21 protein-coding genes and 3 pseudogenes are annotated in these 22,962 nt (G+C 45.5%); 12 read left to right on the forward strand and 12 right to left on the reverse strand.

Translation table 11 applies throughout. The annotated features are described in order from the left end of the window. Positions 1-101: 101 nt before the first annotated feature. The 5 genes and pseudogenes from RIB93_RS03435 to cobU all read right to left on the reverse strand — a co-directional run bounded on the left by RIB93_RS03435 (position 102) and on the right by cobU (position 4,275). Entirely contained in the window at positions 102-311 is a 210-nt protein-coding gene (locus RIB93_RS03435; RefSeq protein ID WP_446370302.1) for a hypothetical protein, read from the reverse strand. Between the two features lie 434 nt (positions 312-745). Next, a pseudogene (locus RIB93_RS03440) lies at positions 746-1,774 on the reverse strand (adenylate/guanylate cyclase domain-containing protein); the annotation flags it as partial. Positions 1,775-1,870: 96 nt separating this feature from the next. Further along, positions 1,871-2,635: pseudogene (locus tag RIB93_RS03445) on the reverse strand (DAHL domain-containing protein); the annotation flags it as partial. Positions 2,636-3,024: 389 nt separating this feature from the next. Then, entirely contained in the window at positions 3,025-3,636 is a 612-nt protein-coding gene (locus tag RIB93_RS03450) for a hypothetical protein (RefSeq protein WP_446370304.1), read from the reverse strand. A 54-nt stretch (positions 3,637-3,690) separates the two neighbouring features. Next, positions 3,691-4,275: a bifunctional adenosylcobinamide kinase/adenosylcobinamide-phosphate guanylyltransferase gene (gene cobU, locus RIB93_RS03455; protein ID WP_446370306.1), complete on the reverse strand. Its 585-nt coding sequence runs from the start codon at positions 4,273-4,275 to the stop codon at positions 3,691-3,693. Positions 4,276-4,427: 152 nt separating this feature from the next. On the opposite strand from cobU, the gene RIB93_RS03460 reads away from it, so the two are divergent. The 4 genes from RIB93_RS03460 (at position 4,428) to hpsU (ending at position 7,314) form a co-directional block, all read left to right on the forward strand. Next, a complete protein-coding gene (locus tag RIB93_RS03460) occupies positions 4,428-5,147 on the forward strand; it encodes a hypothetical protein (protein ID WP_446370308.1) in 720 nt (239 codons plus the stop codon). 50 nt (positions 5,148-5,197) lie between these two features. Then, a complete protein-coding gene (locus RIB93_RS03465; protein ID WP_446370310.1) occupies positions 5,198-5,356 on the forward strand; it encodes a hypothetical protein in 159 nt (52 codons plus the stop codon). A gap of 185 nt (positions 5,357-5,541) precedes the next feature. Further along, a complete protein-coding gene (locus RIB93_RS03470; protein ID WP_446370312.1) occupies positions 5,542-6,498 on the forward strand; it encodes a glycosyltransferase family 2 protein in 957 nt (318 codons plus the stop codon). Positions 6,499-6,705: 207 nt separating this feature from the next. Further along, positions 6,706-7,314 (forward strand): hormogonium polysaccharide biosynthesis acetyltransferase HpsU, encoded by a 609-nt coding sequence (hpsU, locus tag RIB93_RS03475; RefSeq protein ID WP_446370314.1) that lies wholly within the window; start codon positions 6,706-6,708, stop codon positions 7,312-7,314. 42 nt (positions 7,315-7,356) lie between these two features. Here the strand turns inward: hpsU and RIB93_RS03480 are convergent, their stop codons facing one another. Further along, positions 7,357-8,148: a Uma2 family endonuclease gene (locus tag RIB93_RS03480; RefSeq protein WP_446370316.1), complete on the reverse strand. Its 792-nt coding sequence runs from the start codon at positions 8,146-8,148 to the stop codon at positions 7,357-7,359. Positions 8,149-8,387: 239 nt separating this feature from the next. On the opposite strand from RIB93_RS03480, the pseudogene RIB93_RS03485 reads away from it, so the two are divergent. After that, positions 8,388-8,657 (forward strand): annotated as a pseudogene (locus RIB93_RS03485) (Uma2 family endonuclease); the annotation flags it as partial. A gap of 40 nt (positions 8,658-8,697) precedes the next feature. Here RIB93_RS03485 and RIB93_RS03490 read toward each other — a convergent pair. Next, complete coding sequence (locus RIB93_RS03490) at positions 8,698-9,978, reverse strand: ABC transporter substrate-binding protein (protein WP_446370318.1); 1,281 nt, start codon at positions 9,976-9,978, stop codon at positions 8,698-8,700. 245 nt (positions 9,979-10,223) lie between these two features. Beyond that, entirely contained in the window at positions 10,224-10,868 is a 645-nt protein-coding gene (gene pdxH / locus RIB93_RS03495) for a pyridoxamine 5'-phosphate oxidase (RefSeq protein WP_446370320.1), read from the reverse strand. 83 nt (positions 10,869-10,951) lie between these two features. Between pdxH and RIB93_RS03500 the strand changes: the two genes are divergently transcribed. After that, positions 10,952-11,320 (forward strand): lipopolysaccharide assembly protein LapA domain-containing protein, encoded by a 369-nt coding sequence (locus RIB93_RS03500; protein ID WP_446370322.1) that lies wholly within the window; start codon positions 10,952-10,954, stop codon positions 11,318-11,320. A gap of 34 nt (positions 11,321-11,354) precedes the next feature. Here RIB93_RS03500 and RIB93_RS03505 read toward each other — a convergent pair whose 3' ends face one another. Then, on the reverse strand, positions 11,355-11,552 hold the full coding sequence (locus RIB93_RS03505; protein WP_446370324.1) for a hypothetical protein: 198 nt from the start codon (positions 11,550-11,552) through the stop codon (positions 11,355-11,357). Here RIB93_RS03505 and RIB93_RS03510 point away from each other — a divergent pair. Together RIB93_RS03510 and RIB93_RS03515 are read left to right on the forward strand one after the other, a co-directional pair. Then, the gene (locus RIB93_RS03510; protein ID WP_446370326.1) at positions 11,540-12,340 is read left to right on the forward strand and encodes a segregation/condensation protein A; all 801 of its coding nucleotides are present in this window, start codon (positions 11,540-11,542) and stop codon (positions 12,338-12,340) included. The genes RIB93_RS03505 and RIB93_RS03510 overlap by 13 nt on opposite strands. Before the next feature lie 383 nt (positions 12,341-12,723). After that, the gene (locus RIB93_RS03515; RefSeq protein WP_446370328.1) at positions 12,724-13,890 is read left to right on the forward strand and encodes a sugar phosphate nucleotidyltransferase; all 1,167 of its coding nucleotides are present in this window, start codon (positions 12,724-12,726) and stop codon (positions 13,888-13,890) included. Between the two features lie 430 nt (positions 13,891-14,320). Here RIB93_RS03515 and speA read toward each other — a convergent pair whose 3' ends face one another. Next, positions 14,321-16,420: a biosynthetic arginine decarboxylase gene (speA, locus tag RIB93_RS03520; protein ID WP_446370330.1), complete on the reverse strand. Its 2,100-nt coding sequence runs from the start codon at positions 16,418-16,420 to the stop codon at positions 14,321-14,323. Positions 16,421-16,609: 189 nt separating this feature from the next. Between speA and RIB93_RS03525 the strand changes: the two genes are divergently transcribed. Further along, positions 16,610-17,317: a hypothetical protein gene (locus tag RIB93_RS03525; RefSeq protein ID WP_446370332.1), complete on the forward strand. Its 708-nt coding sequence runs from the start codon at positions 16,610-16,612 to the stop codon at positions 17,315-17,317. A gap of 103 nt (positions 17,318-17,420) precedes the next feature. On the opposite strand, the gene aroH is transcribed toward RIB93_RS03525, so the two are convergent. Both aroH and sppA read right to left on the reverse strand, forming a co-directional pair. Then, entirely contained in the window at positions 17,421-17,804 is a 384-nt protein-coding gene (gene aroH / locus RIB93_RS03530) for a chorismate mutase (protein ID WP_446370334.1), read from the reverse strand. 244 nt (positions 17,805-18,048) lie between these two features. Next, positions 18,049-18,873 (reverse strand): signal peptide peptidase SppA, encoded by an 825-nt coding sequence (sppA, locus tag RIB93_RS03535; RefSeq protein ID WP_446370336.1) that lies wholly within the window; start codon positions 18,871-18,873, stop codon positions 18,049-18,051. Positions 18,874-19,170: 297 nt separating this feature from the next. Between sppA and RIB93_RS03540 the strand changes: the two genes are divergently transcribed. The 3 genes from RIB93_RS03540 (at position 19,171) to RIB93_RS03550 (ending at position 22,756) form a co-directional block, all read left to right on the forward strand. Next, positions 19,171-20,304 carry a DMT family transporter gene (locus RIB93_RS03540; protein WP_446370338.1) on the forward strand — a complete coding sequence of 378 codons (1,134 nt, stop codon included), beginning with the start codon at positions 19,171-19,173 and terminating at the stop codon, positions 20,302-20,304. A 513-nt stretch (positions 20,305-20,817) separates the two neighbouring features. Continuing rightward, complete coding sequence (locus RIB93_RS03545) at positions 20,818-22,098, forward strand: peptidoglycan-binding protein (RefSeq protein ID WP_446370340.1); 1,281 nt, start codon at positions 20,818-20,820, stop codon at positions 22,096-22,098. A 448-nt stretch (positions 22,099-22,546) separates the two neighbouring features. Beyond that, complete coding sequence (locus tag RIB93_RS03550; RefSeq protein ID WP_446370342.1) at positions 22,547-22,756, forward strand: PEP-CTERM sorting domain-containing protein; 210 nt, start codon at positions 22,547-22,549, stop codon at positions 22,754-22,756. The last annotated feature ends 206 nt before the right edge of the window (positions 22,757-22,962 follow it).

Here is a 22,962-nt window from a genome sequence, read left to right on the forward strand (position 1 = left end):
AGCATCGCACTCTTTCCCACATTTTATCCGAGGAACTTTAAGTTGGCAGGCGTACTGTTGCTGAGTTTAGCTCAATGAACTACACTCTACCTCAAAGGTCTTTAAACGGTAGAGCTATTACAACCCGATAAGCAGCCACCGCGCACCCATCCTTTCTCTTCCCAATGATCTAAGGGCGCTACAGCATAGTAAGAACTAATCGTTTCTATTTGATTAACGAACTCACCATCTAATCCTGAAAATATTTTATCTAGCGCCGCTGTGTCTTTGTGATTTAACGGCATTTTTGAATTTCCCCGATTTCTTGGCATCGTTTTTCCCCTATAATCTCAATCCACTTAGATGTTCTTTTTTTAGTTTATTAAGAAAAAGCAATAATGATCAATTTTTTCTATAGAGATAGCTTATCACTCCTATTGCCATCTTTAGCTCTGATCGGCAACTGATGATGATTCTCGGTGATTGTTGATCCGCTCTAAGTTAAACCAGTAGATATACTTAAGTAAGTCTACTCAAACCTTGGGAACCGGGAACGGGGAACAGTAAGGATTTGAGGCTAGTTAACATGGCTTATACCAAGTTGCAGTCTAAGGTAGAATCTGTCATGATCCTTGTATGTAGTGCGAGCATCTTGCTCGCTACTAAGCATCTTGCTCGCTACTAAGCATCTTGCTCGCTACTAAGCATCTTGCTCGCTACTAAGCATCTTGCTCGCTACTAATACCCAATTTAAATGCATGACAGCTTATTTAATCTTCCCCCCAAGAAAATAAGTCGTCATCTTCCCTTTGCCTTTAACCTGAATAGTGCCTCGTTCCTCAAACAGATAGTTATCCTGCAACTTTTTATACGTAAACTCAGTAACCTGAATTTTATCAGGAAGCCCTTGGGATTCCATCCGTGAGGCAATATTAACCGTATCTCCCCACAAATCATAACTAAACTTTTTAATGCCAATGACTCCAGCAACAACGGGTCCGGTATTGATGCCAATCCGAATACTTAAGGTTTGATTATTCTGGTTATTAAATTTGGTAATTACCTGTTGCATATCTAGCGCCATATTCGCGGTAGCTTCAGCATGATCGGGGCGAGGAGTGGGGAGTCCCCCTACCACCATATAGGCATCCCCAATTGTTTTAATTTTCTCTAATCCATAATAATCACTCAATTCATCAAACGCCGAAAAAATTCGGTTAAGTAATTCAACAACTTGGGCAGGAGGGAAGCGAGCCGATAATTCGGTAAAGCCAACAATATCGGCAAACAAAACTGTGACTTCCTCAAAGTTATCTGCGATTGTACTTTCGAGTTGTTTCAACCGTTGAGCAATTACTTTGGGTAAAATATTTAGCAGTAAGCGTTCGCCTTGCTCTTGTTCATAGTGCAGTGCTTCTTGCCATGCTTTACGTACCGTAATATCTTCTACGGTTCCTTCATAGTAAATAAAATTACCATGGTTATCGCGGACAGCTCTTGCCTTCTCCTCAATCCAGATTTTTGTGCCATTTTTTCGGTAAACTTGCGATTCAAAATCCGAAACTGATCCATATTTCTCTAGAATACGGATTAATTCATCGTGACGGTTTGGCTGAACGTAAAGCTGACGATTAAGATTAATTAAATTGTTACACATTTCTTCCGCCGAAGCATAACCATAAATCGTTGCTAATGTAGTATTTGCTGTTAAAAAACGTCCACTTGGAGTAACTTTAAAAATCCCTTCTACTGAATCATCAAAACTAATCCGATATTTTTCCTCACATTTTTGCAGATTTTTGGTTAACTGTTTGGTTTTTAGGATAAGCACAATGAATAAGGTTGCCGCTATTAAACCAGAAACGGCATAAAATAAAATCCGATAAATTTTAGTTTTCTTTAAAAATACTTGATAAGAATGCTGATAAATGTCCAGAATCTGTTCACTTTGTTGCTCCGTGGGTAATTCCAGAATTTGCATCACCAGACTATCCACCTGAGATTCATGGGTCACAATAATTTCGGCATAGATTAGGGCGGCATCGAGTTCAGAAAGACTCAGGGTAGACGATGCTGTCAATACATCGACACGTTGCCGAATTGCTGCCATTTGCTTCTGGATTTTGAGAATTAATTCATCACTGGGAGATAGTGTATAAATTAAAACATCGTTCAACAGAGTATTCAACTGATTGATTAACTGATCAGCGTCTGGTTCCGTTGCGGCTTGACTCGATAATTTTTGGATCGTATTAGGCAGAGATTTTAAAGATTGATTGAGAATAGTTTCTTGTGCAATCACTTCTTCGATTAAATCCTGCTTGTCTTGAAATAGTGAGCGATTCTGTTGTAAGGCTGACTTGATTTCTGGATAATACTCTCTATTAACAAAATCAGGTATATTTTCTAAGTTATGGTGTAAATCGTCAATCTGGTTTAAATCATTAAGAATAGTTTCAGGATCATTGAACGACTCCTGTTGAGCCTGCAAGATATCTGTATTTAAAGTTGCGTCAGTTTCCTGAAGTTGGTGTAAGTTTGACAGATACTGATGGTGTTGACTAAAATTGATAGTCTGAGCTTTAATGAATAATATAACCCATAAAAAAGTTCCGCCTGCAGCAATTCCTATATTTCGCATAGCGGAGAACTTCATAATCAGCTCAGGTTCAATCGATTTAACAGACCTTACACCTAAACAGGCGACTCGATCGGGATAGATATCCTATCCACTCTTTTCAGGGCGTGAAAGGGCTAACAAAGACATCCTTTGCAAAACTTTGCGAACATGATCATCCATCAGCCGGAAAACTGCTCCAGCTAGGATGTTGGCTCGGTTTAGGTTATGTCTTGTTGGATACCTTCAACCTAGAGTCGGCAAAATGGACTTCTCCGTCACCTTTGGGTGAAGACGTTTTACTCTCAACCAGATAATATAGAAACACGCTGCACTGGGGTGTAAGTTCTACTTAAAATAACTTCCGGTTCCAATTCAGTCCGGAAGAGTTACCCCATACAACAGCGTTAAGTTTTATTGAGAAATTATTAATCGGTCGCGGATTTCTGGTTACCAGATGCCAAGGAATTATCAGGTGATGCTGACAAAGGTTTCCTGAGACAAGAGGTGCGATCGCGCACCAACCTCAGATACTCTTTCTGATTTAACGATTCTCGAGGGTGAGGAGATTCTCGGGTCTGATTGTTGGGATCGGGAGCAGCATCTCGATCACTACCCTCTCGATTTTCCCCATGACGAAGACGTTGGTGAATCGTCCTCAAGCGATCCTGAGTATTGATCGGTTCTCGCGGCTTGGGTAAATCCGTATTGGGCCAATTGGATAAATCGCTACAGGCGCAAGACTCTGGCGGTAATCCCACGTTGAACATAGGAACAGGCATATCGCATCGGGAACAGGGTTCAAGATCCCACTTGGATGTCAACAACTCAGAAATCGTCTGGCTAGTTCCGGTGAGATAACAATCCCCGCTTTCTGGTGACAGCAGATATTGCCAGAGTTCCTCAAACTCCTGACTATAGCGATCGCCTGCAATGATTCGCTGTGGTTGCAGCACTTTTTCACCATTGTGGACGACCATTGTTTTGCCAACCTGAAACCAATAGGCTAGGTAGCGTTTGACTTGCTCTTCAGATGCCATAGAATATATAAAACCTCAGCAGCAAAAGCTGCTTTATTGTTACCGTCTGTATTTCTATGGTAGCGATTCCCGCGATAGCGGTGATCCCAGGGTGCTGAGATTAAGTACATGACCACCCGTAACCAAATACACGGGATTGGCAATTATACCGAACTGACGCACGATTTGACCGAGGCGATCGCGAAAAGTTCTGCCTAGGGGATAAGCCGGAACTACACCCCAACCCGTTTCTTCAGCCACCAAAATTAGGGTAGCTGAGGTCTGGTTAACAGTCTGCAAGAGGGTGTCTGTGGTATCCTGCCAAATCCCATCCTCTTGATCGAGGCAATTCGCCACCCAGGTTCCCAAGGAGTCAATTAACAGACAATAATCCGGTTGATCCCACTCCAGAATCGTCTCGACTAATTCTATCGGCGTCCACACCAAAGTCCACTCGGCGGGGCGTCTCTGTTGGTGCTTCTCAATCCGGGCAACCCACTCCAAATCATTGGGATCAACCTGTGCCGTTGCCACATAAACAACCTGCTTATCTGTCTTATCGGCTAATTGTTCTGCCCATTCACTTTTTCCAGAACGGGCTGGACCCGTGACCAGGATAAGCTGACCCATGGATAGTATGGTTCCCGCGATCGCTTTCATCTGCCGTGATCAAGTTTAATGGACAATGACCAAAAATTAGCGATTTGCCGAATCTCTTCCCAGATTGGGTAAAAATTGAATAGGTAGGTGGTCATGTCCCCAAACCCAACCCTACGGACTGCATCTGCTGTAATCAGCGTGATTTTTGCCCTATGAAACCAGAATTGCAACGGATCGAAAGCACTTTATCTCAGTTAGCCCAGGATGACTCCACCCCATCCACGGCTGTGGCGTCTCCAGTGGACTCAACTGGGGATCAGTCTAGCGACTCCGCCCAAGGGAAAGAACCTTCATTTTCGATTAGTGTGACGCCATTCCCGGCTCAAAAGCAGCAAGATAAAACCCCAACACTGCCGAAACTCAAATCGGCTAGCTTCAGTGAACATCGCCATAGCGCCAATCCCGCCTTGGCAATGAATCTGCTCAAAGAAATTGAAGAGATTGTCTCCGGTTGGCAGAAACAACTACATACCATAGTCCGCCAAATTCAAGATATTTATATGGATGGACCAATCGTTGAGGGGTGGTTAGAATCTCATACCCGTCAACCGGAAGCGGATCACTCAGGAGTACGTCGTGCTGAAGTGGATCGACTCATGGACTACGTAACCCAACCGTGGCATCAATCCCAGGGCGATGAGAATGTTACCTGTGAATCCCCCCGTGCAGGTTATCGCCTTTGTGGATTAAATGCAGACGGTCAGTTTTGGGTGCGTACCTGTCCAGCCGATCAAGTCCCTAGTGTCAGTTTAGCGATCGCACGTTATCAGAAGCTACGACAACTACTGAGTCGCAAAGATGATCTGGAAACGCGCCTCAGCCAGCTTGCAGAAACCCTAGCGGTATTGCACGCTCATCTGGGTAACGACTGAACCTTCAACTGAAAGTTGGCAGGTTAGTGAGTTAGGAAGTTATAACATTGATGGAACGTAATGGCATTTATGTGGCTATTTCCCATCCCTTATCCCGTTCAAATTCTTTAATTGAGAATGGCACTGTAGCCTATCCCACCAGAATAAAGACGCTCAAAACGCTAAACTATGAATTGGAGCATCTAGCCAAACGTTTGTTTAACCAGTAGAAATGGTATGGTCAAAGTGACAAAATTTCATAATCCTCTCCAGGAATCGAGGGAATGCTAAAATTTGCGCTATTTATCACAGTTCCGCCTGCCCCAACTCGAACCCATTTTGAATCGTATTCATTACAAGCGTTCAAACTACAAGTAAACCGTTCCCGTTCTCACCAATTAAATCTTTTTAAAGTATGACTAATCTTGATTCTAAAGTTCCCGTTTCGGTTCTAATTCCGGCAAAAAACGAAGAAGCTAACCTTCCGGCTTGTCTGGCTAGTGTGGCTAGAGCCGATGAAGTATTTGTAGTGGATTCCCAAAGTAGCGATCGCTCTATCGAAATTGCCGAAAAAACGGGTGCGAAAGTCGTGCAATTTTATTTCAATGGACATTGGCCCAAAAAGAAAAACTGGAGTTTAGAAAATCTGCCCTTTCGTAATGAATGGGTGTTGATTGTGGATTGCGATGAACGTATTCCCCCAGCGCTTTGGGAGGAAATTGCTACGGCGATTAAAAATCCCAACTATGAAGGGTACTATCTCAATCGCCGCGTTTATTTCTTAGGTAAGTGGATTCGCCACGGGGGAAAATATCCAGACTGGAATCTGCGCTTGTTTAAACATCAAAAAGGTCGCTATGAAAATCTGGGAACTGAAGGAATTCCCAATACAGGAGATAATGAAGTTCACGAACACGTTATCCTGCAAGGTTTAGTCGGTTATCTCAAAGCAGATATGGATCATATCGACTTCCGAGATATCTACCATTGGCTGGCACGACACAATCGCTATTCCAACTGGGAAGCCCGGGTCTACCTTAATATGCTCACGGGTCATGATGAATCAGGAACGATTGGTGCTAATTTATTTGGAGATGCGGTACAGCGTAAGCGTTTTTTGAGAAAGGTTTGGGTGTGGATGCCATTTAAACCCACCTTGCGGTTCATTATCTTTTACTTTATCCAATTTGGTTTTCTGGATGGTAAAGCAGGTTATATTTACGGACGCTTGTTGAGTCAATACGAATATCAAATTGGTGTCAAACTCTACGAATTACGTAAATTTGGCGGTCATCTAAATCCAGAGGCGAAAACATCAACCGTATCATCGGAGAAATCTCCGGCTACTTCTGTGGTTTCTCCCAATTCCTAATCGGCTGTTACATTGTTCTAATATTGTGAATTCTACATCTAAAATAAAAACGCTATAAGTGAGCTGTCATGCCTTTCAATTGGGTATTAGTAGCGAGCAAGATGCTTAGTAGCGAGCAAGATGCTTAGTAGCGAGCAAGATGCTCGCACTACATACAATGATTTCGCCATTATTGATATTAAGGTTTAAATGCCGAACAGCTTATCTATGAGCCGAGACTTAAACACCAACGTTCCAGATTTCACCGAACCTCCTGTTTTGGATGACACCCCATTAGTTGATTTGCGAAATTATGACCAGTCCAATTTTGACCGGGGGCGTCCAAGCTGGTTCATTTTACTCTGGTGGTTGGTGCAAGCTATTGCTTTTCCAATCAGTCCCCATAATTTTAATGGCTTTCGCCGCTTTATCCTGAGGCTATTTGGTGCCAAAATTGGTCAAGGGGTACTCATCCGTCCAACTGCTCGCTTTACCTATCCTTGGAAGGTAGAAATTGGCGACTATAGCTGGATTGGGGATGATGTTGTTTTATACAGCTTAGAGCAGATTCACATCGGATGCCATTGTGTGATTTCTCAAAAAAGCTATCTTTGCACCGGAAGTCATGATATCCAAGATGCGGCTTTTAGTCTGAAAACGGCAGAAATTAGCGTTGGGAATGGAGTTTGGATTGCGACGGATTGCTTTATTGCTCCTGGTGTCCAAATTGGAGCGAATGCCGTTATTGGCTCCCGCAGTAGTGTTTTTAGTAATATTCCGGCTCAACAGGTGTGTTGGGGAACACCCGCCCGTGCCCGTTATCTACGGAAAATTTAGGTGATCTGATATAACTAGGTCAAATGAATCCATTTTATACAGCTATTCCAACTCATCGGGATCAACTCCTAACTCTCGCAATCGTGCCGCCAATCGTTCTGCTCTTTCCTGTTCCGCCGCTGCCTGTTCCTGTGCCTCAACAGCCTGTTCTCTTGCCTCAACAGCGTCCTCCTCTGGCGTTAAAATTAACTCACCCTCAATAGTCATCCAGCGCAACCACAGACGATTAATTCCCCGAAAACTCCCCTGCCATAATCCTAAACTTAGCTCTAATTCCGGCATCAATAACCGATTATCAATCAGATTCATCGGTTCATAATGACCCCCGACTAAATGAAACCCCTGCACTTCATTAGTATACCGACTAAAAACAATCGAGTAAGGAATCCGCAAAATCTGCTCGTAAACTTGCCACTTTGTTGGCGGATTTCCTGGTATTTGTACCGTGTTACCCAAATCTTCCTCTTGTGTACCGGGCGATAATAATTCGACAACGACAAAGGGATTTACCTCTTCTTGCCAAACCACGTAACTTAATCGTAAATCCCGCCCTTCATACAACCGAGGTACACCTACCACCCCAAACCAATCTGGACGTTTGTACCACTGAGGATGGGTAACACTATAGTAAAGATTCAAATCACAAGCCGAAAATACTAACTCTCGATTCCAGTTAGCCGGTTGAAATGTCAGAAACAACAATAAGGGTTGGAAAAAATGAAACTCGTCTGGCAATCCAGGTTCCTCCAGGTTATCAGAAGGTAAATCATACATCGTCGGTAAGGTTTGCCGAGGTGAAAAGGGTGGATCTGATTGAGTTGGAAGGTGAACCATGGTGATTTATTGCGGTTTTCTTATCGGAAATTAGTTTTAGGGTAACACCTAGAATGAGACAAACTGGACTAGGCTATAGCGAAAGCTTCACGCAACGCTGTTCCTAGACATGATAGAACGCAACTTGGTATTACTATTTGATGTAGATTACAAAGAAGGCAACGGTTACGTAGGCGGCAATAGGTGAGGGGAAGCGGCAAATCCCCAACCCGCGATCGCGAACTCTACCGGAGAAAACCATGCAAGTCCAACTCAAGCAAATAATTCTTCCCCCCGGTCAACAACTGCTAATGACCGATGTCAGTTGGCAAATGTATGAACAACTGCTAGAGGAGTTCGGTGAACAAAGGGGTTCGCGGATTAATTACAGTCAAGGATTATTAGAAATCATGGTACCTTTACCCGAACATGAAGATGATAAAGTAATGATTGCCGACTTTGTAAAGGTACTCCTGGAAGAACTAGACATAGAATTTAGAAGCTTGGGTTCAACAACCTTTAAAAGTGAAGATGTTTACCGTTAACTTATATTGTCCCTACTTACTTAGATTATCTATCCGACCAACTTTCCTCAATTTTATTCAAAACACTATCCACATCTTCTCCACCCACATAATCTACAATACCTGTCCAAAACGTACCTGTTCCCACGGCTCCTGGCATCATATCTGAACCATCAAAGCGCACCACTTTTGCCTTCGATAAAATCTCAACTTGTCGTTTTGTTACCTCATCCGGATACGCCTCTAAACTCACCTGTTGATGTGGAGAGAGATAACCGCCAATACCTGCCAAGATTTCATGAGGCTTTGATGTTGCTAAATACTCCATTAACTTTTGCGCTTCTGGAGTATCATTAAACATGGCAACGATTTCTCCTGAAACTAACACAGGAGCATCAATGTCTTGATTCATTGTGGGAAAGGGAAAAACATCAACATCCTTACCCATCACCACATCATCGGGGAAAAACGATGTAATAAAGCTACCCTGATGATGCATATAGCAACTGGGTGATTGTTCAAAAAGACCCTTCGGTGAGTCTCCAAATGGGGTACTCAGTACACCCGTTGTACCCCCAAGGACATATTTAGGGTTAAGGGCAATTGTGCCAAATTTTTCAAAAGCTGCCTCAACAGTGGGATGATTGAAGGGGATTTCATGAGTAATCCACTGATCATAAACCTCTGCCCCAGCCTGATGCAGCATGATATCTTCTACCCAATCTGTCCCCACCCAACCTGTAGCACTACCATTTTCCATACCGATACACCAAGGAACACCGCCATCGGCTACAATTTTGTCTGACAATGCGATCATTTCATCCCATGTTTTCGGGATTTCATAACCCTTGGCTGCAAAGGCGGTTGGGTTATACCAAACTAAGCTTTTAACAAATGCCCGATACCAGATACCATAGATTTGGTCATCAACGCTAGCTAGATTCAACCAATCCTGAGCATAAGCATCAGATAGCTGCGTCATATCCATAAAGGAATCAATCGCCACCAGCTTTCCTTCGCGGGCAAAGTCAGCCATCAAACCCGGTTGGGGAAACATGGCAATATCCGGCGCATTACCTGAATCAACCCGCACGGGTAATAGAGTGGCGAACTCACTCGTGCCTTCGTAAACTACTTTAATTCCTGTTTCTTCAGTAAATGGTGCTAGGGCTTTTTTAAGTTCCTCCTCACCCTTACCTGTAACGACTCCCATAATGGTCACGGTATTGCTTTGAGCAGACTGATTTTGAGCCGGACTACAAGCGGCTAAAAGTATTGGTAAGCTCAATAGTAAAGTCAGTGTTTGACCAACTTTTGCTCTCAACATTTCTATTTTCTACCAAAGGGGAATAAATTTAATCTCATGATGCACCCCACTGGTTGACTTTTAACAATTAGTATTCGTATTGATGCTGAAAAATCAACATCAAGTTCTGGTATCATAGCTTTTCCAAGATAACCTTGATTTTGGCGATCGGCAATAGCTGATGACTGATGAATTTTTAATAATTAATTATGAATTTCCTGTTCCCCGTTCCCCGTTCCCCGTTCCCCGTTCCCTGATCAATGACTCTAAGGCGATAAACGTTGTATCATCCAGCTACCCTCTTCTGTACGTTGATAGAGCAACCGATCATGTAACCGACTTGGACGCCCCTGCCAAAACTCAATGGCGACAGGAATTAATCGAAATCCTCCCCAGTGAGGTGGACGTGGTATAGTTTTATTCTCATACTCTTTTTTAAGCTGTTGTAATCGTTGCTCTAGTACCTCGCGGCTGTCAATCACCTGACTTTGCTCAGATGCCCAAGCCCCCAGTTGAGAGTCTTGGGGACGGCTATGAAAATAAGCATCCGACTCCTCAGGCGACACCTGTTCAATCTGTCCCTCAATCCGTACTTGTCGTTCTAGCTGAGTCCACCAAAACGCGATCGCGCCCCAAGGATTTGCCAATAACTGTTGTCCCTTGTGACTTTTGTAGTTGGTATAGAAGACAAACCCCCGCTGATCGTATCCTTTAAGCAGTACCATTCGCGCAGACGGTTTCCCATCAGGTGTTGCCGTCGCCAGAGTCATCGCATTGGGTTCTGGCAACTTCGTGGCTACCGCTTGGTCAAACCATAAGGTAAATTGCTCGAATGGATTGGGATGAGCCTCTGTTTTATTTAACCGTTGTAGGCTGTACTCTTGCCGCAAATCGGCGATGCTTTTACTCATTTTCTCAATTGTTGCTCCAGACAAAAGGTTTTGAAGTCTCTTGCTAAAATTGTTAAGAAACTGTAAACTATAGGACTAAACTAATGCGACAACTAAACTTTCTGCTCATATTTGCTGTGTGTTTAGCGTTGGTTTTGTTTAGCTTGCAAAACACGCAGCCCACGTCGATTCAAATTATTGAAGGCATTGATGTTGAGGCTCCTCTAGCCCTAGAACTGATTATAGCCATGGGACTAGGTTCTGTATTAGCATGGCTTTTTGGTGTTTGGGCGCAGCTACAGCGACAGCTAGAGTCCTGGAAAGCCGCTCGCCAGATCCGGGCGAAAGAGGAACGCATTGAAGAATTAGAGCAAGACATGGAACGCTATAAGGCAGAAGTCGAAGAACACCAATTACCCGCACTATCGGCATCTGAAACGGTAACAGAAGGTACCATCGTTGAGCAAAGGTGAATAGATTTTGGGGCAATGTGAGAGTGTTGAATGTTTAGTCAACTCCCCCAGCTCCCCCAGCTCCCCCAGCTTCCCCTGCTTCCTCTGCTTCCCCAGCTCCCCCAGCTCCCCCAGCTCCCCCAGCTTCCTCTGCTTCCCCAGCTCCCCCAGCTCCCCCAGCTCCCCCAGCTCCCCCAGCTCCCCCTGCTCCCCCTGCTCCCCCTGCTTCCCCTATCTCTGATGAGACAAACACCTGCGACCGAAGCGATCGCGCTATTAATTGACCTAGCCCAACGGGGAGAAATCGATCCCTGGGATGTTCAGGTGATTGAAGTGATTGATCGCTATCTCAGTAGCCTCCCTTGGGGGGATGATGCCCAAATGAGTCCGCGTGACACCGACTTGTCCCAATCCGGACAAGCTTTTTTATGGGCGTCAATGCTTGTTTTACTCAAAGCCGACACGCTACAGCGTTTAGAGGAACCCGATGAACCCGAAGACAGCGATACCTCCTCGGAAATCGATCCCACGAATGAACCGCGCTTACCCTTGTATTTGGAACGCCATATCCGTCGTCGCACGGCTGCACCCCCGCCCAAAAAACGCCCCGTCACCCTAAACGAGTTGATCGAGCAATTGCAGCAAATGGCAGATCAACTCGAAGCCACCCCCACACCCATTCGCTCTACCCGCCGACAATCTCTATCACGAGGACAAGCAGCACAAGCTATCACCCAGCTAGCTCACGATGAAAATCTAACCGACATTGCTAAACGCCTAGAACAGTTTATTTCCGGTCATTGGCATGAAATAGCAGCAGGAAAAGATTGGCTGAATCTAGAGCAATTGCTAGAGTGGTGGACGGTATCACCAACAGTATCGACGAATGACAATCGCCCAAGGGCTGTTGATACCACTAAACCCCTAGTCAGCGATCGAGTCGGTGTGTTTTGGGCGCTGCTCCTGTTATCGGCTCAGTCTAAGGTGGAATTATCCCAAGAGGAATTCTACCAAGACTTAAAAATCCGGACGCTGGGGTAAATCAATCAGGGGTGTTATCTGCGATTCCGATTGGCAGCTTAATCGGCTGTTCAACACTTGACAGAATGCACCAATACCAGTCCAACGAACCGCATCTTGCCGTTTTGCCTCCTGGCTTCAGGCAAGAGCATTCAGATACTCATGTATACGGTATGTAGCCTTCTACGTACTTACCCAGGTTAGTGGTGCATAGTGATTGATTAGGTATCGGTAGTCACTCAAACTTTTGTGAACCTACCCCTTTGTCACCTGATCTCTGTCATTTTTCCCGGTATATAGGATGAGTCTTGACAACGGTTCAACGTCCTTAAGGGCAACCACTGAGCATCAGACTCAATTGACCAACTTGAACATTTGTGGCATAGCTTGAGGAAGATAATTTTATGAAAGCCATGATTCTGGCAGCCGGTAAGGGGACTCGGGTTCGCCCCATTACCTACACCATTCCCAAACCATTGATTCCCATCCTGCAAAAACCTGTGATGGAGTTTTTATTAGAACTTCTAAGGCAGCATGGTTTTGAGCAAGTTGTGGTTAACGTCTCTCACTTAGCTCATGAAATTGAAGGCTACTTCCGGGACGGTCAACGATTTGGTGTCGAAATTACCTATTCATTTGAAGGTCGAATTATCGATGGTCAACTGGTGGGAGAAGCCTTGGGTTCTGCCGGTGGCATGCGTAAGATCCAAGACTTTTATCCCTTTTTTGACGACACCTTTGTTGTCCTTTGCGGGGATGCTCTCATTGATCTCGATCTGTCTGCTGCTGTCAAGTGGCATAAAGAAAAAGGTTCTGTGGCTACGATTGTGACCAAACCCGTGCCGCGAGAGCGAGTCTCTAGCTACGGTGTGGTGGTGACTGACGAAAGCGGTCGGATTAAAACTTTCCAGGAAAAACCCTCGGTAGAAGAAGCTCTCAGCACCAATATCAATACGGGCATTTATATTTTTGAACCCGAAGTCTTAGATTATATTCCATCTGGTCAGGAATATGACATCGGTGGCGATTTATTTCCCAAATTAGTGGAAATGGATGCGCCCTTTTATGCCGTATCAATGGATTTCCAGTGGGTGGACATTGGCAAAGTTCCCGACTATTGGCATGCGGTTCGGGGTGTTTTGACGGGAGACATCAAAAATGTCTCGATTCCCGGTAAACAAGTTGCTCCCGGTGTTTACACCGGATTAAATGTGGCGGTCAATTGGGACAAAGTGGATATCACCGGACCGGTTTACATTGGCGGTATGACCCATATTGAAGATGGAGCGAAAATTATTGGTCCATCGATGATTGGTCCGAATTGCTGGATTTGTAAAGGCGCAACGGTTGATAACAGCGTTATTTTTGAATATTCCCGCTTGGGTGCAGGCGTTCGCTTAGTCGATAAGCTGGTCTTTGGACGTTACTGCGTTGATAAGACGGGTGCAACAATTGACGTGCAAGCGGCTGCCCTCGATTGGCTGATTACGGATACCCGCCAGACACTTCCATCCCAAGACCCCGAAGAAAAGCAAGCGATTGATGAAATTCTTCTGGGTCAAAATGGTTAGCTCATTTGGCAAGAAGCCTCACGTCCTACCCGATAGGGAGGCGTGAGATGAATTGCCAGTCTCTAGAAGCTTGTTTTGATTTTTTCTGACAACAAGTTCAGCATAAGGTATAATTCGCTGATGAGGACAAATTCTTTCAATTCTCATTTACAAAGCTGCGAATGCTGGTAAGTTGACAGTGAAAGTCAAACCTCATATCGTCAAAGTTTCTCTTGCGATAAGCAAAAAGTGGGGCTGGGCGTATTCCCCACTATAAAACGCCGGAAGCGTCGTTCTACAACGGCGACAAAGGAAGCCTACAACTGTACCCGTAGGGTCGGTGTAGGAGGACGTCACTCCATAACCTCTGAGTTGCTCACCCAACCATTCATGTTGCTGGTTGGGTGCGCAATTTAACCATAAACACAAGTACCGAAGAACCAGACCCTAACTAAGAAGACAGATAAGTATAACTACTCAGACTTTTCTGGTAGTTTTGCAGCAACCGTTGGGATTCTGCCAAGGTAATGCTATTGTCTCGTAGAGCTTGTTCGGTGCGACGACGAATGCTTTCAACTAAGTCCTCAGCATCGTACTGAACATAACTCAATACTTCTGTTATGGTATCTCCCTTAACCAGATGCTCAATTTCATAGCCTCTGGGTGTGAGTCGAATATGGACAGTATTGGTGTTGCCAAACAGGTTGTGTAAATTGCCCATAATTTCTTGGTAAGCTCCGACTAAAAATAAGCCGAGGTAATAGGGTTCTCTGGTTTGAGGATGAGAGGTTTTTCCCGATTCCTCTAGAGGAGTCGGTTGAGTTACCTGATCCGTAAACTCCCCGCCGCTACTCTGGTTTTCCTGTACTTTCGCTTTTCTTAACGGATGCAGTTCCAGCACGGATTTAACATCTCGCAGATCGATAAACTGGTTAATTTTGCCGTCACTGTCACAGGTCAAATCGGCTAAGATACCGCGACGGGTTGGTTCCTCATCCAGCCGATGGATGGGCATAATCGGAAAGAGTTGGTTCATTGCCCAGGAATCAGGAACCGATTGAAAGACTGATAAGTTGACATAATAAATTGACGCCATTGTTTTTTCTAAGTCTTCCAGATCACTAGGCACATAGTCCTGAGTTCTAACAATATTGAGAATTTTCTCACAGCACGCCCAGTACAATTGTTCGGCTCTAGCCCGTTGAGTCAGGCTGAGATAACCGAGATTGAAGAGGCTTTTGGCTTCTTCATTAAATTGAATAGCGTCGTGGTAAGCTTCTTGGTAATTTTCGACAGTGATATTTCCGTAAGTTTCCCAGAGGTTACGGATAATCAGATGTTCGTTCTGGTGAGCAGGTGCAGGTTCTCCAGAGAGAACATCGCTGGTATTGAGGACATCAAAGATGAGTACGGATTGATGAGAGGCGATCGCACGACCACTTTCACTAATTAACACCGGGGCGGGAATATGACGTGCTTCACAGGCTTCCTTCACCTCGGCAACGATATCGTTGGCATAATTCTGCATGTTGTAATTTTTCGAGGCGTGGAAGTTGGTTTTAGAGCCGTCATAGTCAATGGCTAAACCACCCCCCACATCCAGATAGTTCATATTAGCGCCCAAGGCACGCAACTCGACATAGATTTGACTGGCTTCTCGAATCGCATCTTTAATCACGCTAATCGCAGAGGTTTGAGAGCCAATATGAAAGTGCAATAACTGCAAGGCGTTGAGCAATCCAGCATCCCGGAGTTGATTGACACACGAAAGGATCTCCGGAAGCGTCAGACCAAACTTAGCGCGATCGCCTGTGGATTCTCCCCAACGCCCAATCCCTTTTGTACTCAGTTTGGCTCGTACACCGACTATCGGCTCAATGCCTAGTTTTGCCGAAATGTCAATAACAAGCTGGACTTCTTCGAGTTGCTCAATCACAATAATCGGTTTTTGTCCCAACCGCATGGATAGCAGTGCCGTTTCGATATATTCTCGGTCTTTGTGACCATTGCATATAAGGAGAGCGCCATCAGTTTTTAAGGTGGCTAGTGCAATCATCAGTTCCGGTTTAGACCCCGCTTCTAAGCCAAACTGATAGGGGTGTCCAACCTGTACCAACTCTTCAACGAGATGTCGGTGCTGATTGCACTTGACTGGATAAACCCCCTGGTAACAACCTGGGTAGTTATAGCGAGCGATCGCCTTAGCAAAACAAGCATTTAAGCGCTCAATGCGATCGGCAAGGATATCGGAAAAGCGAATTAATAACGGGAGTTCCAGATTACGTCCTTTGAGCGCTTCGACTAATTCAAACAAATCCAGGGAACCGCCGCGATCGCCTTTGGGGGAAACCGTCACATGACCGACGGCGTTAATCGAAAAGTAGGGTTCTCCCCATCCCTGAATCCGATAAAGTTTCTCACTCTCCTCAATCGTCCAAGTTGGGCGTGATGATCTGCCATGAGGTAGGTGAGTGTGAGCAGGACTATCCGGGTGATGCGGTTGCTGCTTTTGCTCGCGAATGCTAATTGTAGATGTTAGCTCTCCTGTCATATCTGTTCGATCACCCTTTAATTACGCCTTGCGATTGTTAATGCTAGCGCATCTCGGTAATGGCATTGAGAGGATTTTTGTCATGTTATCCAAGAAACCATGTTAAAATTCCTTCAGCATAGTGGTTTCTCTACTCTCAAGGCGCAAAGCGTCGCGTTTTCAAGTTGATCCTGACTGTAAAGGGCGTCAATGCTCAATTCATCTGACCATTCTTCCGAACAGCACAATTACCCACAGGTATTACAGCAGCTCGTTAACAGGTATCCCTTTGTCTTGTGGGGAACAATCTGGGGCTTTCTCGTCTTGATTGGCACTGTGGCAGCAGTTGGTTTACTCGATCCTGGGCGGATTGAGTCAGATAAATCTGTGCCGAAACCTTTGGTCTCAACGATTTTGGAATCAACCGCAAGACAGACACCCTTATCGAACTCTCCGATAACCTCCTCGACAGAAAACTCTTCACCAAAAGAAGGTTTACCCCTTGCTTTATTTTTGGGTCTAGCCTTTGGTTGTGCTGCCGGTTCTTGGTTAGTCACTCAGGCGTTTAGGCAATCTACTCAACGTCGTCAAGTTATCAAACCGTCTAAACCAAGTCGGCGTAAAAAACGGAGACGCCCCGTAAATCACCGTCAAGTTTCCCAACCGCCGCAATCGCTGGCTAAGACACAAGCAATCCAGACGCTGGACTCTTCCCAGACAGTTGCTTATGATTCAGACACTGAAGTAACCGTCGTACCTGATCAAGAAAAAAATCCATTGGATAAGGATGAGCAGAGTCTTGCCGAAATGCTGGACTTACGCAAACGTGAGTCTCTGGCGTCGATAATGCGGAGAAGGTTGTCTACAGGGCGAGACATTTCTCTGAGTCAAACATCAAGTTATTTAAATAACAAGTGACATCCTCGGTCAAGACGCACCAGATTGATTGGTTGCTTCCGTTCCTACAGCAACCCGCCTATCCATCCCAGCACCAAGCGGAGTACCGCTATGGTGTGGGGCTTCATGCGTTGAAAGCTAAACTCCAATCGGGTCGTAAGTTTTTTGCTTGGCGCAGATAAGGGTGATAAATCTCGGTTTGGCTCACAGGGGTATTAATATGGATGAGGCACCGGATGCAGCGTTCCAGGCTTCCTTCTACATACATTTGCTGGAGATCGAGTAATGCTACATTTTCCCAATGAGGACGTTCGCGTGCGATCGCGGCAGGAAAAATCGTATCCAAATCCCGTGTCGTTGTAAAGATTACACTGATCATTTCCTCGTGGTCGATCTGATTATGGGTTTCTATCTCATCTAAAAGTTCTGTTACAGCCTCTCGAATTGCTGCAACCGTATTTTCTGACACCGTTGTTGCCCCACGAATCGCTCGAACACGCCACTCCACTGTTGATATCCTCCTAAAAAGTTTTGAGTTTTGACCCAACGCGCTTGCTCAAGGGAATCTGGTTTGTAGGGGCGGGTTTAGGGATTTTCGCGCCAGCTATTGATGGTAACATTTGTACAAAACCCGCCCTGACTAGGTTTTGAGCTTTGACCCTTCACAACCTTCGAGGGCATGGTGCATGAGTTAACTCTTTTGTTTCCCCTGCACCCCGGCTCTCCTGCTCCCCTGTTCCTGGAGCAAACCCCTAAGGTCGATAGAGCCAAAGCGGTTGACCACTGGTCGATAGTTCAAATTCTAACCAATTTATCCCTGCCGATAACCCAGAGTTCATCCGACCCGTATTGCCAGGAATCAAACGACTCAAGAGGCGCTTAGGTTCTTCAATCGTCTCACATTTTGTTTTCTCTGGGTCAAGACCCACCAGTTCGGCTGCCCAGCGACGGGCATCTTCCTCAGTGCCGAGGCGATCAACCACCCCTAAATCCAAGGCTTGCTGACCCGTAAAAATTCGACCATCAGCAAAGCTTCTCACCGTTTCCACCGCCAGGTTTCGTGCTTCAGCAACGGTTTGCACGAACTGCTGATAACTCGTATCAATCATCTCTTGCAGAATCGTCTTTTCTGGCTCAGTGAGTTCGCGGTCAAACCCCAGAATATCTTTGTAGGGACCCGATTTAACAACTTTGAAGGAAACCCCAACCTTATCCAAGAGGCGTTCTAGATTATTGCCGCGCAGGATAACGCCAATGCTTCCTGTAATCGTACCAGGGTTGGTCACGATATGTTCAGCTCCCATACCAACGTAAACTCCCCCAGAGGCGGAGATATTCCCAAAACTGGCAATAATTTTCACCTTCTCCCGCAGGCGCATCAAGGCGCTGTAGATTTCCTGAGAGTCACCAACGGTGCCACCAGGACTGTCAATTCGCAACAGTAAGGCAGGAAATTTCTTTTCTTCCACGGTTTTGAGTGCGTCTAGTACCCGTTGGCGAGTATTACCAGCAATCAAACCCGTGATTTCGATGCGAGCAATTTGTTTACGCGATTTAGGCTTAAAGGGCCAGGGCATATCGTTTCAAAAATGAGGGATGTAGACACGAAGCGGTGTCCCGCCACGTTAAATACGTTAGCCAGCGTGAGAACCGCTATATTACTTTACCAGTTTGCACGATCTCAGACTTTTTGTCCGAATCATGTTTTCAGCACAGACCTGTCGAATGACGAAGGACGAAGGACAAAGGACAATAACCCATGACATTTTTGTCTCGTATGCTTAACATAAAGTAAAAATTTAGTACAATCTATGTAAAGAATCGTAAAAAAATATATCGGGTTGATCCCCAGCGTTGATAATAAACACGATCTCATGCAGCTCAAAATAACCAACCAATCCCCTTTTGCCCCCTTAAAGGGCGCACGCCGTGCGCCCCTACTGTTGATTGCACTGATTGCACCGTTTTTCCTGTGGGGGACGGCGATGGTCGCGATGAAAGGCGTCATTCCCGATACAACTCCTCTATTTATGGCAGGAGTGCGTTTAGTCCCGGCTGGAGTGCTTATTCTAATTGCAGCGTCGATAATGGGGCGTCCTCAGCCCAAAGGATGGGCAGCTTGGTTATGGATTAGCCTGTTTGCGTTGATAGACGGTGCTTTGTTTCAAGGCTTTTTAGCCGAGGGCTTAGTGCGAACCGGGGCTGGCTTGGGTTCAGTGATGATTGATTCTCAGCCTTTAGCTGTCGCCTTACTGTCAGGTTGGCTTTTTGGTGAAATTATTGGTCTGTGGGGTGGCATAGGACTGGCAATTGGTATTGTGGGCATCAGTTTGATTGGGTTGCCCGATGCCTGGATTGTGAGCCTGCTCCATGGCAATATGGCAACAGTGGAATTGAGTTGGCAGCATCTGTTTCAAAATGGGGAATGGCTGATGTTACTGGCGTCCCTGTCGATGGCTGTGGGAACGGTACTCATTGGCTTTATCTGTCGATATGCCGATCCGGTTGTGGCGACAGGTTGGCATCTGATTTTAGGCGGATTACCCTTGTTTGCGCTGTCGGGTATGTGGGAATCTCAACAGTGGGTGAACATTGACTTAAGTGGTTGGATGGCACTGGCTTACTCAACAATATTTGGTAGTGCGATCGCCTATGGGTTATTCTTCTATTTTGCCTCTAAGGGGAATCTTACCAGTCTCAGTGCTTTGACGTTTCTGACTCCTGTGTTTGCTCTGCTATTTGGCAATCTGTTTTTAGGGGAAGTCTTAAGTTCCCTGCAATGGGTAGGCGTCAGTTTGACGTTAGTGAGTATCTATTTAATTAATCAGCGTCAGGAAATTGCTCAGGGATTAACATCATTCCGCCAAGCTTGGACGAGTGTCAATCAAACCGTTACCGCCGAACCCTTAACGACGAGCGATCGCCTTATCCTCAGCTTGAAGGCGATGGGGTTAATTGCTTTACCGATCAAACTCCAGGATTCTGAAGTAGAAGGATTACCCCGCTAACCTATTTCAGCTTAACTTGATTCGGCGAGAAGTCCCACGCTGTACTTTTATGTCAGCGTCGGGATAAATCGCCCGTGAGGAAAAACTTGTTTTTATAAACATTTGCTTTTTCATGCCTTACCATAAATTACTCTCATCTGTTAAAATTAAAGTTATCGGCTAGAACTATAGCCACTTTCCCGCGAAAACCAAGCGGCGAAAAAATAGTATTCTGCCTTGGGAACCAGGGCTGCTGCGTGGGTTCTCCTGCTAGGAGATAAAGGTTAGATAACTAACCAGAGACGCTGAGTCAGACCAATGTACTTTCGGGTATTGAGGCATTGGCGGATGAGATGCGAAGCTTACATCATAATCTTAGATTTGATGTAGGTAGTTCACTATAGGAGTACGTCACGAGTAAGAATTTGAGCTATCTTGGAGTGAGACTAAATAGGCAAACTATCATGGCAAACCCTTCAAGTTCCTAATTTCCCTATGACTTGCCATCGCTCCCCCGTACTTCTAGCTGCCTACATGACCTGCCTGGGCGGGTTTATGGGCATTGGTTCTTTTGTGGGATTAAATCCTGCGATCGCCCATCCTTCGGTTAACCTATCCCAACCCCTACTCCTCGCCCAATCCCCAAGTCCTAAAGGCATTGAGGAATTACCCCTGCAAGTGGGTAGTCGAGGCGAAACAGTGCAAGCCTTACAGACTCGACTGAAAAAGCTAGGCTACTATGAGGGTGAACCTGATGGCGTCTATGGAGACACTACCCGGCTTGCCGTTATTGAATTTCAAGAGTCAATCGATCTCAACGCTGATGGTGTTGTTGGTTTAACAACATGGACTAAGCTGCAAGCAGCGGCGGCGGAAGTTCCTGAACCTGATAATTCTCCGGCGGAAGTAGAAAACGCTGAGGAGGACAACCAAAATGCTGAAAAAGCTCAATCCAACAGCCAGCGCAAGCAACTCTTGTGGATACTCGCAGGTTTGTCTGGAACCTTAGTCGTATTTGGTGGAGGCTTATTCTTTTTAATCAAGGTATTGGATAGTCCCAAAAAAGGGCAAGCCTCTGCAAAAGCCGAGGATTCTCCGCCCTCTTCCCCTCCAGAGGAACCGGAACCGCCCATGGTAATGTCGAGTAACAATAGGCTAGACTCATCACCCGCCGAATCGGTTGACACCCCAATTCCTCCCTCTGAATCCTATACCAACGGGTACAGTCCTTTAACGTTGAGTGTTACTGATTCCCCATCGATTAAACCGCCATCCCATGTTGAATCCTCAACTAACGCCGCACTCACGAAACCGAAGCATCGGCTGGCGAAGAAAAATGGGATTAACCAATTAATTAAAGACATACAAGACTCTGATCCAGCCAAACGACGCAAAGCGATTTGGGAACTAGCACAACGGGGGGATTCTAGGGCGGTACAACCTTTGGTGAATCTAATGCTAGAGTCTGATTCTCAACAGCGCAGTTTAATTGTAGAAGCGCTATCCCAAATTGGCATGAAGACACTCAAACCGATGAATCGGGCATTAGCGCTTTCCCTACAGGATGATAATCCCCAGGTGCGTAAAAACGCGATCCGAGATGTGACGTTGATGTATGAATTAGTCGCACAAATGAGTCAGTTATTATCCTATGCCTTAGATGATCCGGAGGCTGATGTTCAGGAAACAGCGCGTTGGGCATTGAGTCAGCTAGAACGAATTCGCACACCTGCGACAGTGAATAGTTTACCCCCTTCCCATAGTCCCCTCAGTTTTTCGGAAAATCAGCTACAAGAACCGCCCATGTTTGAATAGGATTTTCGAGGAGCGATCGCGTTGGTATTAGAGCAAGAGGAGGCGATTGAAATCGCTGCTACACAAACATAGGCGAAGCCTTCCCGAAGGGTAGTCCGCCTGCGCGGACTGGGTGATAACGGGGGGAGTTAACCCGAATTTAGTATAAGCAAGATGAATTAGAATTACGGAAAAGAAACCGTAGGGGCGCATGGCGTGCGCCCAATTCAATGGTAAAATTTACTCCACAATTTTAGCTGTGCCACGCCAGTAGGTTGGGTTGAACGGAGTGAAACCCAACAGATTTTTATTGGGGTTCGTCTCTCGACCAAAATTTCTAAGCAAGATCCCCGACAACTCCTACGAAGTCGGGGATCTGTCTGTGTACCTCACTTATTACCAAAAGCGCTGTATGAAGCTTATGTGAAGTAACGTCCTCACCTGACGCGGAACTCTATGATAAGTTTTATTGATAGTTAAAACGTATTTAGGGCTTGCTGACCAACGGGGTTCTGGCTTTAACCGGACTTCGGGTAGTCAAACTGACATTGGCGCGTTTGAGGTGCAGCAACCGCCATCAACTTCTGTTCCTGAACCCTCGTCAATGCTGGGGTTAATTGGTTTAGTGATTCTTGGCACTGGTTCATTGCTGAGGCGAAAACGGCAAAATAAATCGTGATGCTGCTTCCCTTTTATTAAGGTTTTCTGTCTCCAAGCATTGTCACAGGTTTGTTTCTGAGTTATCTATAGGTCAGCCGGGAAATAAATTTCCGGCTGATAGCTAAAGTCAGCTAAAGCTGACTAGACATTTTAACCCGTTTTAACGGGACGCGAGCTTTGAGCCGGAACTTGAGTTCACGGCTTAGTGCTGTCTCAAAGCATTGT

Source organism: Coleofasciculus sp. D1-CHI-01, assembly GCF_040218875.1.
Lineage (GTDB): Bacteria > Cyanobacteriota > Cyanobacteriia > Cyanobacteriales > Coleofasciculaceae > Coleofasciculus.

What these genes read in the sequence shown, in the direction of transcription:
- RIB93_RS03435 (WP_446370302.1), bottom strand. Translation starts at nt 311, where the DNA reads ATGCCAAGAAATCGGGGAAATTCAAAAATGCCGTTAAATCACAAAGAC.
- RIB93_RS03450 (WP_446370304.1), bottom strand. Translation starts at nt 3,636, where the DNA reads ATGGCATCTGAAGAGCAAGTCAAACGCTACCTAGCCTATTGGTTTCAG.
- cobU (WP_446370306.1), bottom strand. Translation starts at nt 4,275, where the DNA reads ATGAAAGCGATCGCGGGAACCATACTATCCATGGGTCAGCTTATCCTG.
- RIB93_RS03460 (WP_446370308.1), top strand. Translation starts at nt 4,428, where the DNA reads ATGAAACCAGAATTGCAACGGATCGAAAGCACTTTATCTCAGTTAGCC.
- RIB93_RS03465 (WP_446370310.1), top strand. Translation starts at nt 5,198, where the DNA reads ATGGAACGTAATGGCATTTATGTGGCTATTTCCCATCCCTTATCCCGT.
- RIB93_RS03470 (WP_446370312.1), top strand. Translation starts at nt 5,542, where the DNA reads ATGACTAATCTTGATTCTAAAGTTCCCGTTTCGGTTCTAATTCCGGCA.
- hpsU (WP_446370314.1), top strand. Translation starts at nt 6,706, where the DNA reads ATGAGCCGAGACTTAAACACCAACGTTCCAGATTTCACCGAACCTCCT.
- RIB93_RS03480 (WP_446370316.1), bottom strand. Translation starts at nt 8,148, where the DNA reads ATGGTTCACCTTCCAACTCAATCAGATCCACCCTTTTCACCTCGGCAA.
- RIB93_RS03490 (WP_446370318.1), bottom strand. Translation starts at nt 9,978, where the DNA reads ATGTTGAGAGCAAAAGTTGGTCAAACACTGACTTTACTATTGAGCTTA.
- pdxH (WP_446370320.1), bottom strand. Translation starts at nt 10,868, where the DNA reads ATGAGTAAAAGCATCGCCGATTTGCGGCAAGAGTACAGCCTACAACGG.
- RIB93_RS03500 (WP_446370322.1), top strand. Translation starts at nt 10,952, where the DNA reads ATGCGACAACTAAACTTTCTGCTCATATTTGCTGTGTGTTTAGCGTTG.
- RIB93_RS03510 (WP_446370326.1), top strand. Translation starts at nt 11,540, where the DNA reads ATGAGACAAACACCTGCGACCGAAGCGATCGCGCTATTAATTGACCTA.
- RIB93_RS03515 (WP_446370328.1), top strand. Translation starts at nt 12,724, where the DNA reads ATGAAAGCCATGATTCTGGCAGCCGGTAAGGGGACTCGGGTTCGCCCC.
- speA (WP_446370330.1), bottom strand. Translation starts at nt 16,420, where the DNA reads ATGACAGGAGAGCTAACATCTACAATTAGCATTCGCGAGCAAAAGCAG.
- RIB93_RS03525 (WP_446370332.1), top strand. Translation starts at nt 16,610, where the DNA reads ATGCTCAATTCATCTGACCATTCTTCCGAACAGCACAATTACCCACAG.
- sppA (WP_446370336.1), bottom strand. Translation starts at nt 18,873, where the DNA reads ATGCCCTGGCCCTTTAAGCCTAAATCGCGTAAACAAATTGCTCGCATC.
- RIB93_RS03540 (WP_446370338.1), top strand. Translation starts at nt 19,171, where the DNA reads ATGCAGCTCAAAATAACCAACCAATCCCCTTTTGCCCCCTTAAAGGGC.
- RIB93_RS03545 (WP_446370340.1), top strand. Translation starts at nt 20,818, where the DNA reads ATGACCTGCCTGGGCGGGTTTATGGGCATTGGTTCTTTTGTGGGATTA.